This is a genomic window from Mycobacterium sp. 1245499.0, from assembly GCF_001673615.1.
In the GTDB taxonomy this organism is placed as follows: domain Bacteria; phylum Actinomycetota; class Actinomycetes; order Mycobacteriales; family Mycobacteriaceae; genus Mycobacterium; species Mycobacterium europaeum_A.
This window is the reverse complement of the sequence record NZ_LZMG01000358.1, coordinates 1-9,635: the sequence shown is the minus strand read 5'-3', so window position 1 is coordinate 9,635 and position 9,635 is coordinate 1. Positions and strand designations below refer to the sequence as shown.

The 9,635-nt window shown below is 66.7% G+C and carries 8 protein-coding genes; 3 read left to right on the top strand and 5 right to left on the bottom strand.

Annotated features, from left to right (window positions below):
* Positions 1 to 459 precede the first annotated feature (459 nt).
* A complete protein-coding gene (locus A5646_RS22220) occupies positions 460 to 1,035 on the bottom strand; it encodes a DUF6676 family protein (protein ID WP_066868646.1) in 576 nt (191 codons plus the stop codon).
* Positions 1,036 to 1,284: 249 nt separating this feature from the next.
* On the opposite strand from A5646_RS22220, the gene A5646_RS22215 reads away from it, so the two are divergent.
* Entirely contained in the window at positions 1,285 to 4,116 is a 2,832-nt protein-coding gene (locus tag A5646_RS22215; RefSeq protein WP_067024215.1) for an aconitate hydratase, read from the top strand.
* A gap of 23 nt (positions 4,117 to 4,139) precedes the next feature.
* Entirely contained in the window at positions 4,140 to 4,709 is a 570-nt protein-coding gene (locus A5646_RS22210) for a TetR/AcrR family transcriptional regulator (protein WP_066881147.1), read from the top strand.
* Between the two features lie 51 nt (positions 4,710 to 4,760).
* Here A5646_RS22210 and A5646_RS22205 read toward each other — a convergent pair whose 3' ends face one another.
* The 4 genes from A5646_RS22205 to trxA form a co-directional block, all read right to left on the bottom strand.
* On the bottom strand, positions 4,761 to 4,970 hold the full coding sequence (locus A5646_RS22205) for a helix-turn-helix domain-containing protein (RefSeq protein WP_369806982.1): 210 nt from the start codon (positions 4,968 to 4,970) through the stop codon (positions 4,761 to 4,763).
* Between the two features lie 88 nt (positions 4,971 to 5,058).
* On the bottom strand, positions 5,059 to 6,696 hold the full coding sequence (locus A5646_RS22200; protein ID WP_066868654.1) for an ABC-F family ATP-binding cassette domain-containing protein: 1,638 nt from the start codon (positions 6,694 to 6,696) through the stop codon (positions 5,059 to 5,061).
* 26 nt (positions 6,697 to 6,722) lie between these two features.
* Positions 6,723 to 7,532: an enoyl-CoA hydratase gene (locus tag A5646_RS22195; protein ID WP_066877090.1), complete on the bottom strand. Its 810-nt coding sequence runs from the start codon at positions 7,530 to 7,532 to the stop codon at positions 6,723 to 6,725.
* Positions 7,533 to 7,584: 52 nt separating this feature from the next.
* Complete coding sequence (gene trxA / locus A5646_RS22190) at positions 7,585 to 7,938, bottom strand: thioredoxin (RefSeq protein WP_066868658.1); 354 nt, start codon at positions 7,936 to 7,938, stop codon at positions 7,585 to 7,587.
* Between the two features lie 153 nt (positions 7,939 to 8,091).
* On the opposite strand from trxA, the gene A5646_RS22185 reads away from it, so the two are divergent.
* On the top strand, positions 8,092 to 9,635 hold a 1,544-nt coding region (locus A5646_RS22185; protein WP_067024212.1), incomplete at its 3' end, for an acyl-CoA dehydrogenase family protein.

The window sequence follows — 9,635 nt, the reverse complement described above, 5'->3', positions numbered from 1 at the left end:
GGCTTTGGCGCCTTTCGGGGAACCTGTGGCTGGCGCCGCCCGTCGTGTTGAGCCGTAGGAGACCTGAGTCGAATGAGACGCACACGCTGGGGGTCTTCTGCGCGACCGGCCTTAAGGCTGGTGCGCCCCGTCGTTCCCTCCGTTTTGAGCCTCGCCCTGCTGATCGCCACGCCGGGCCTCGCGGAGGCCGACCCCACCGCCGACAACCTCGCCGCCCTCATTCGACTCAGGTCTCCTACGGCTCAACACGACGGGCGGCGCCAGCCACAGGTTCCCCGAAAGGCGCCAAAGACAACACCAGCATCATTTGCACCGTACGTCACACCGATGGGCGTGCAAACGCTCCACCGAAATCGCACTCTCTACGTGCGTTTAATGTGACCGAATGGTGACCTGACTGGTTTGCCGCAGGACACGCCGCGGCTCGCCGAAGGAACCGCGGAAAACGAAGACCGGAAGTTAGACGGTGGTATTGGTGTCGGCGGCGGGGGTTGCCGCGGCGTCGCCCGAGGTTGCTGCGCGCTTACCGCGCACCTGCAGCAACCGGGTGCCGACGGCGGCCGCGAGGACCGCGATCAACAGGAAGATCGTCAGGCCGGTCCAGGGGAACTCGGGCGTGTCGAGCTCGTGCAGGAAATGCTGCGCGGAGACCACCGGATTGCCGGTCTTCGCGTTGTCCTCGCCGGCCTCGAGCGTCACGCGCGCGAACTGGGTGCTGTAGCTCCCGACGTAGCTCGGGCTAAGGGTCAGGACCGTCGCATCGTGATAGTCCGCGCCCACCACCGTCGAGATGTCGCGCAATGGGGTGTCGTTCGGGGGGTTGTGGTCGAGCAGCACGATCTTGAGGTTGATGCCCTCGGCGTGCGCCTGGTTGACCACGTCGAGCAGTCCGGGCATCGCCGCGGGCGGGGCGCTGACTCCGGTGGCGGCGACCTGGGACTTGACCACGTTCATGTCGACGTCCACCGGAATGTAGGCGGGCAGGAACGGAACCGTTTGCGGCAGCGGGCCGACGAACGAATCTTGACCGGTCATGAAGTCCCTCCTGCGGTAGTGCTAGAGGCACCGTACGCGATATCGGTTCGCGCGCCGCGCCGATGGCGGTCGCCCGCGTCCTATCCCGGCACGGATTGGTGCGCACATGGGGTTTAAACGGGCCGCCGCGGCGACAAGACTGAAGTCAGGAGTGCCCTCGTAATGCAGGACAAGCGTACTGTTAAAGTTGGCACGGCACCGCCGACACGGCCCGTCGCGGTGGGAGAACTAAAGACTCTGGGAGTTGAAGTGACTGATTCTGTGAATTCGTTCGGAGCCCGCGACACGCTGCAAGTCGGCGACCAGAGTTACCAGATCTATCGTCTCGACGCCGTCCCCAACACCGAGAAACTGCCCTACAGCCTCAAGGTGCTGGCCGAAAACCTGCTGCGCAACGAGGACGGCAGCAACATCACGAAGGACCACATCGAGGCCATCGCGAACTGGGATCCCAAGGCGGAACCCAGCATTGAGATCCAGTACACGCCCGCCCGCGTGGTGATGCAGGACTTCACCGGGGTGCCGTGCATCGTCGACCTGGCCACCATGCGCGAGGCCATCGGCGACCTCGGCGGCAAACCGGACAAGGTCAACCCGCTCGCCCCCGCCGACCTGGTGATCGACCACTCCGTGATCGCCGACCTGTTCGGCACCGCCGACGCGTTCGAGCGCAACGTCGAGATCGAGTACGAGCGCAACGGCGAGCGCTACCAGTTCCTGCGCTGGGGCCAGGGAGCGTTCCAAGACTTCAAGGTGGTGCCCCCGGGCACCGGGATCGTGCACCAGGTCAACATCGAGTACCTGGCCAGCGTGGTGATGTCGCGCGACGGCGTGGCCTACCCCGACACGTGTGTGGGCACCGACTCGCACACCACGATGGTCAACGGCCTGGGCGTGCTGGGCTGGGGCGTCGGCGGTATCGAGGCCGAGGCCGCGATGCTGGGTCAGCCGGTGTCGATGCTGATCCCGCGAGTGGTCGGCTTCAAGCTGACCGGTGAGATCCAGGCGGGCGTCACCGCCACCGACGTCGTGCTGACCGTCACCGAGATGCTGCGCAAGCACGGCGTCGTCGGCAAGTTCGTCGAGTTCTACGGCAAGGGCGTGTCGGAGGTGCCGCTGGCCAACCGCGCCACGCTGGGCAACATGAGCCCCGAATTCGGTTCCACCGCAGCGATTTTCCCGATCGACGAGGAGACCATCTCCTACCTGAAGTTCACCGGTCGCACCGACGAGCAGCTGGCGCTGGTGGAGGCGTACGCCAAAGAACAGGGCATGTGGCACGACCCCGACCATGAGCCGGTGTTCTCCGAGTACCTCGAGCTCGACCTCTCCACGGTGGTGCCGTCGATCGCCGGGCCCAAGCGCCCGCAGGACCGAATCCAGTTGTCGGAAGCCAAGTCCACGTTCCGCGAGCAGATCCTCAGCTACGTCGACGGCAACGACGATGGCCAGCAGGGCTATTCGAAACTGGACGAGTCGGTCGAGGAGACCTTCCCGGCCAGCGACCCGGGCGCGGTCTCGAACGGCCACGCGGATGACCGGCCCGTCGTGCAGTCGGCCGCCGCGCACGCCAAGGGCCGGCCGAGCAATCCGGTGCAGGTGCGCTCCGAAGAGCGCGGCGAGTTCGTGCTCGACCACGGCGCGGTGGTGATCGCGGCGATCACGTCGTGCACCAACACCTCCAACCCCGAGGTGATGCTGGGCGCGGCGCTGTTGGCGCGCAATGCCGTTGAGAAGGGACTCGCGTCCAAGCCGTGGGTGAAGACCACCATGGCGCCCGGCTCGCAGGTGGTCAACGACTACTACGACAAGGCCGGCCTGTGGCCGTACCTGGAGAAGCTCGGGTTCTACCTGGTCGGGTACGGGTGCACCACCTGCATCGGCAACTCCGGTCCGCTGCCCGAGGAAATCTCGAAGGCCATCAACGACAACGACCTATCAGTGACCGCGGTGCTCTCGGGGAACCGGAACTTCGAGGGCCGCATCAACCCCGACGTCAAGATGAACTACCTGGCGTCGCCGCCGCTGGTGGTGGCCTACGCGCTGGCCGGCACCATGGACTTCGACTTCGACGAGCAGCCGCTGGGCCAGGACAAGGAGGGCAATGACGTCTTCCTGAAAGACATTTGGCCGTCGCAGAAGGACGTTTCCGACACCATCGCGTCGGCGATCAACCAGGAGATGTTCACCAAGAACTACGCCGACGTGTTCAAGGGCGACGAGCGCTGGCGCAACCTGCCGACCCCGAGCGGCAACACCTTTGAGTGGAACGCGGATTCGACCTATGTGCGCAAGCCCCCGTACTTCGAGGGCATGCCGGCCGAGCCCGAGCCGGTTACCGACATCACCGGCGCCCGGGTGCTGGCGCTGCTGGGCGACTCGGTGACCACCGACCACATCTCCCCCGCCAGCAGCATCAAGCCGGGCACCCCGGCGGCGCAATACCTCGACGAGCACGGCGTGGAGCGCAAGGACTACAACTCCTTCGGCTCGCGGCGCGGCAACCACGAGGTGATGATCCGCGGCACCTTCGCCAACATCAGGTTACGCAACCTGCTGCTCGACGACGTGTCCGGCGGCTATACCCGCGACTTCACCCAGGACGGCGGACCCCAGGCGTTCATCTACGACGCGGCGCAAAACTATGCGGCACAAGACATTCCGCTGGTGGTGCTGGGCGGCAAGGAATACGGGTCGGGCTCGTCGCGCGACTGGGCCGCCAAGGGAACCCGGCTGCTGGGCGTTCGCGCGGTGATCGCCGAGTCGTTCGAGCGGATTCACCGCTCCAACCTGATCGGCATGGGCGTCATCCCGTTGCAGTTCCCCGATGGCAAGTCCGCCGCGGATCTGGGTCTCGACGGCACCGAGGTGTTCGACATCACCGGCATCGAGGAACTCAACGACGGCAAGACACCGAAGACCGTGCACGTCAAGGCAAGCAAGTCCGCCGGCAAGGACGCCGACAAAAACGCAATCGAATTCGACGCGGTGGTGCGCATCGACACCCCCGGAGAGGCCGACTACTACCGTAACGGCGGCATCCTGCAGTACGTGCTGCGCAACATGCTCAAGTCGGGTTAACCCCAACCCGATCAGATCACCTGATGCCAAAGGTCAGCGAGGACCATCTGGCGGCTCGCCGCCGCCAGATCCTCGACGGCGCCCGCCGCTGCTTCGCCGAATACGGTTACGAGCAGGCCACCGTGCGCCGGCTGGAGAAGGCGATCGGGATGTCGCGCGGCGCGATCTTTCACCACTTCCGGGACAAGGACGCGCTGTTCTTCGCGCTGGCCCACGAGGACGCCGAGCGGATGGCCGACGTGGCTTCGCGCGCGGGACTCATCCAGGTGATGCGCGACATGCTGGCCACGCCGGACGAATTCGATTGGCTGGCAACCAGATTGGAGATCGCGCGCAAACTGCGCAACGATCCCGCGTTCAGCCAGGGCTGGGCGGAGCGTTCCGCCGAGCTGCGGGCGGCCACCACCGATCGACTGCGCCGGCAGATGGAGGCACACCGGGTCCGCGACGACGTGCCCGGCGACGTGCTGCAGTGCTATCTGGAATTGGTGCTCGACGGCCTGGTGGCCCGGTCGGCATCCGGCGAGGATCCGCAGCGGCTATCCGCGGTCCTCGATTTAGTGGAAAACTCGGTGCGCCGCAACGATTCTTGAGAAGCGATCGTAACGCCACTGCGAACAAGGAAACGAGATTTCGCAGTGACGCTACGCCCGCGCGGTTTTGGCGGTCCGGTTGGGGCCGCCGCGGCTGCGCATCGTGGTGCCCGACTCCCGCAGCAGGCTATGGATCGACCCATACGACCTACCGGTCGTGGCGACCAGGCTGCGGATACTGGCGCCACCCTCGTAGGCGTGGCGCAGCTCGTCGAGCAACTGGTCGCGTGCCGTGGCCGACCTTTGCACTGTTCTCTTCATGGCTCCTCCGACGCCGGGACACGATGGCAAGCACCCAGAGTAGGAAGCCACTGTCGGCCGCGGGCGGCTTTCGCCAAAAACCATCCACTCAGGCGAGCTCGATGAGATCGGAGTATTCGTCGGACCAGAAGTCCTCGGTGCCGTCGGGCAACAGCACGACGCGCTGCGGCTCGAGGGCCTCGGCGGCGCCCGGGTCGTGCGTTACCAAGACCACCGCCCCCTGATAGCTGCGCAGCGCGTCGAGCACCTGTTCGCGCGAGGCCGGATCGAGGTTGTTCGTCGGTTCGTCGAGCAACAGCACATTGGCGGTAGAAGCCACCAAACCGGCCAGCGCGAGCCGGGTCTTCTCACCACCGGACAGCGTGCCCGCCGGCTGGTCGAGCTGGGGGCCGCTGAACATGAACGCTCCCAGCAGGCCGCGCAGATCCTGCTCGCCGGAATCCGGTGCGGCGTGCCGGATGTTCTCCCACACGGTCGCATCGTTGTCGAGGGTGTCGTGCTCCTGGGCGAAGTAGCCGATCCGCAGCCCGTGGCCGGGCTCGAGGCCTCCGGTGTCGGGGGCCTCGGTGCCGGCCAGGATCCGCAGCAGCGTGGTCTTGCCGGCGCCGTTGAGGCCCAGCACCACCACCCGCGAGCCGCGGTCGATCGCCAGATCGACGCCGGTGAACACCTCCAGCGACCCGTAGGACTTGCTCAGGCCGGTGGCCACCAGCGGTGTGCGCCCGCACGGTGCCGGGTTCGGAAACTTGATGCGGGCCACCTTGTCGGCCACCCGCTCGTCGTCGAGCGCGGCCATCATCCGGTCGGCGCGACGCAACATGTTCTGTGCGGCAACGGCTTTGGTGGCTTTGGCGCCGAGCTTGGCGGCCTGCGAGCGCAGCGCGGTGGCCTTGCGTTCGGCGTTCGCGCGTTCCCGGCGGCGGCGCTGCTCGTCGGTGGCCCGCGCGTCCAGGTACTTCTGCCAGCCCATGTTGTACACGTCGACCTCGCCGCGCACCGCGTCCAGGAACCAGACCCGGTTGACGACGTCGGCGAGCAAGTCGACGTTGTGGCTGATGATCACCAGCCCGCCGGTGTGCGCGCGCAGGAAGTCGCGCAGCCAGCCGATGGAATCCGCGTCCAGGTGGTTGGTCGGCTCGTCGAGGAGCAGCGTGGTCGACGAACCCGACATCCCCGCGCCGCCCTCGGACGCGGCGAACAGGATGCGGGCCAGTTCCACCCGGCGGCGCTGTCCGCCGGACAGGGTGCGCAGCTGCTGCGTCAGCACCCGTTCCGGCAGGCCGAGACTCGCGCAGATGCGGCTGGCTTCGCTTTCCGCGCCGTAGCCGCCCAGCGCGACGAAACGCTCCTCGAGCTGGCCGTAGCGGCGGATCGCGCGGTCGCGGGCGTCGTCGTCGGCGACCTCGGCCATCAGCGCCTGCTGCTTTTCCAGGTCGGTCAGCAACACGTCGAGCCCGCGGGCCGACAGGACCCGGTCGCGGGCCAGCACGTCGAGGTCACCCTCTTTGGGATCCTGTGGCAGATAACCGATTTCACCGACCCGGTTGATCGCGCCGGCATAGGGTTCGGTCTCCCCCGCCAGGATGCGCAGGGTGGTGGTCTTGCCGGCGCCGTTGCGGCCCACCAGCCCGATGCGGTCGCCGGGCTGCACGCGCAGGTCGGGACCGTCCGGTGAGAGCAGGATGCGCGCACCAGCGCGGACCTCGAGGTCCGTGGCCGTGATCACGATCGCTCTCCTTGTGGAAAAGACGCCTATTTGTCGTCGGTGAACACCGCTGGTCGTCGTTCTGCGCGCGCGGCAACCGCTTCTTCGAAGTTGGCGGTGAGCAGGCGGACGAATAGCTGTCCCAAGCCTTCGGCTTGCATGTGCCCTTCCAGGCTACCGGCGTCCAGTCCACTCCACAGCGTGCGCTTGGTCAACTCGATTCCCGGGCGGGAGAAGGCTGCTATCCGCGCGGCGATGGCGTAGCAGGTGTCCAGCAGCTGCTCGTCGGGCACCTGGTTGGACACCAGCCCGATGCGCTCGGCCTCCTCGGCGGTGATGTCGCGGCCGGTCAGCATGATCTCGAACGCGCGCGACGAGCCAATGGCCCGCGGCAGCAGGTAGGACAGGCCCAGCTCACTGGCGGTCAGGCCGTTGTTGATGCCGGCGGCGCGGAAATAGGCGCTGGTCGAGGCCACCCGGATGTCGGCGGCCAGCGCCAGGCACAGCCCACCGCCGATGGCGGGGCCGTTGACCGCGGCGATCACCGGCTGGTGCAGCCGGCGCAGCGCCAGGATGACCTCGTCGAGGATCTCCATGGAGCGCAGCGCATAGGTGGGGCGGGTCAGGCCCTCGACGTGGGGCACCGAGCCCGCGGACTTGTGATCGGCGCCGGAGGAAAAGCCCCGACCGGCGCCGGTCAGCACGACCACGCGCACCGAATTGTCGTAGGTGACCTTTTCCAGGGCCTCCTTGAGCGGCACCATGACGTCGAAAGCCATCGAGTTCATCCGCTCGGGCCGGTTCAGGGTTATCAGCGCGACGCCGGGCCGCGGGTGGTCTACCAGTACCAAACTCACCCATGCAACCTAGCGCGTGGCCGACCGTGCTTCTGCGCGCAGCGCGGCGGGGCTATTCGCCCTGCCCGGCCTCAGCGGCGTCGACGTCGAACGCGCGGACCTGCGCGACCAGGTCCTCCAGGGCGGCCGGCGGCAGCGCGCCGGGCTGGTTGAACAGCAGTTTGCCCTTCTTGAAGGCCATCAGCGTGGGGATGGAGCGGATCTGGGCGGCCGCCGCCAGCTGTTGTTCGGCCTCGGTGTCGACCTTGGCGTGCACGATGTCGGGGTGCTTCTCCGAGGACGCCTGGAAAGTGGGACCGAACTGGCGGCACGGACCACACCAGGACGCCCAGAAGTCGACGAGCACGATGTCGTTGCCCTCGATGGTTTCGTTGAACTTCTCAGCGGTGAGATCAAGTGTTGTCACATTTGCCGTAACGCCCGGGGCCGACGCGATGTTCCCGGCGCGCGGCAGCGTGCCGCCTGCGGACCGCCGCTGGTTACGGTTGCGTACGTTTTCCCGCGTCCGACAGACTGTGCCTGACGATCCGCCGCCTCGAGGACCAGTGAGGGAATCGCGTTGGGCCACTACATCGCTAACGTCCGCGATATCGAATTCAACCTGTTCGAAGTTCTCGATGTCGGCGCCGTCCTGGGCACCGGCGGCTACAGCGATCTCGACGAGGACACGGTCAAAACGATCTTGGCCGAAGCCGCCCGCCTCGCCGAAGGCCCGGTGGCCGAATCCTTCGCGTTCGCCGACCGCAATCCGCCCGTGTTCGACCCGGCCGAGCACAAAATCACCGTGTCCGACGAGTTGGTCAAGACGGTGGCCGCGCTCAAGGAGGCCGGCTGGTGGCGGCTGGGCATGGCCGAGGAGATCGGCGGCATGCCCGCCCCACCACCGCTGGCGTGGGCGGTCAACGAAATGCTGATCTGCGCCAACCCTTCGGCGAATTTCTTTTGCCTGGGCCCGTTCATGTCTCAGGCGTTGTACCTGGAGGGCAACGAGCAGCAGCGGCGATGGGCCGCCGAAGGCGTGGAGCGGGGCTGGGCGGCCACCATGGTGCTCACCGAACCCGACGCGGGCTCCGACGTCGGCGCCGGGCGCGCCAAGGCCATCGAACAACCCGACGGCACTTGGCACATCGAGGGCGTCAAGCGGTTCATCTCCGGCGGCGACGTGGGTGACACCGCCGAGAACATCTTCCATCTGGTGCTGGCCCGCCCCGAGGGCGCCGGCCCGGGCACCAAGGGGCTCAGCCTGTTCTACGTGCCCAACTTCCTGTTCGACCCGGACACCTTCGAGCTCGGCCCGCGCAACGGCGTGTACGTCACCGGGGTGGAACACAAAATGGGCCTCAAATCCTCCCCCACGTGCGAATTGACCTTCGGCGCAACGGATGTGCCCGCGGTCGGGTATCTGGTCGGCGACGTGCACCGGGGTATCGCGCAGATGTTCACCGTGATCGAGCAGGCGCGCATGACGATCGGCGTCAAAGCCGCCGGCACGCTGTCCACGGGTTACCTGAACGCGCTGGCCTTCGCCAAGGAGCGGGTGCAGGGTGCGGACATGACGCAGATGTCGGACAAGACCGCGCCGCGGGTCACCATCATTCACCATCCCGACGTGCGTCGCAGCCTGATGACGCAGAAGGCGTACGCGGAGGGCCTGCGCGCGCTCTACATGTATGCCGCCGCCCATCAGGATGACGCTGTGGCGCAACGTGTTTCGGGTGCCGATCACGAAATGGCGCACCGGATCGACGATCTGCTGCTGCCGATCGTCAAAGGCGTGAGCTCGGAACGGGCGTACGAGGTGCTGACCGAATCGCTGCAGACGCTCGGCGGTTCGGGCTTCCTGCAGGACTATCCGCTCGAGCAGTACATCCGCGATTCCAAGATCGATTCGCTGTACGAGGGCACCACCGCCATCCAGGCGCTCGACTTCTTCTTCCGCAAGATCGTGCGCGACCGGGGCCAGGCGCTGCAGTTCCTGACGGGACAGATCACGGCGACCATCGACAACGTCGACGAGGCGCTCAAGCCGGTCGCGCAGCTGGTGCAGACCGCGTACGACGACGTGACCGCGATGACCGGCGCGCTGACGGGCTACCTGATGTC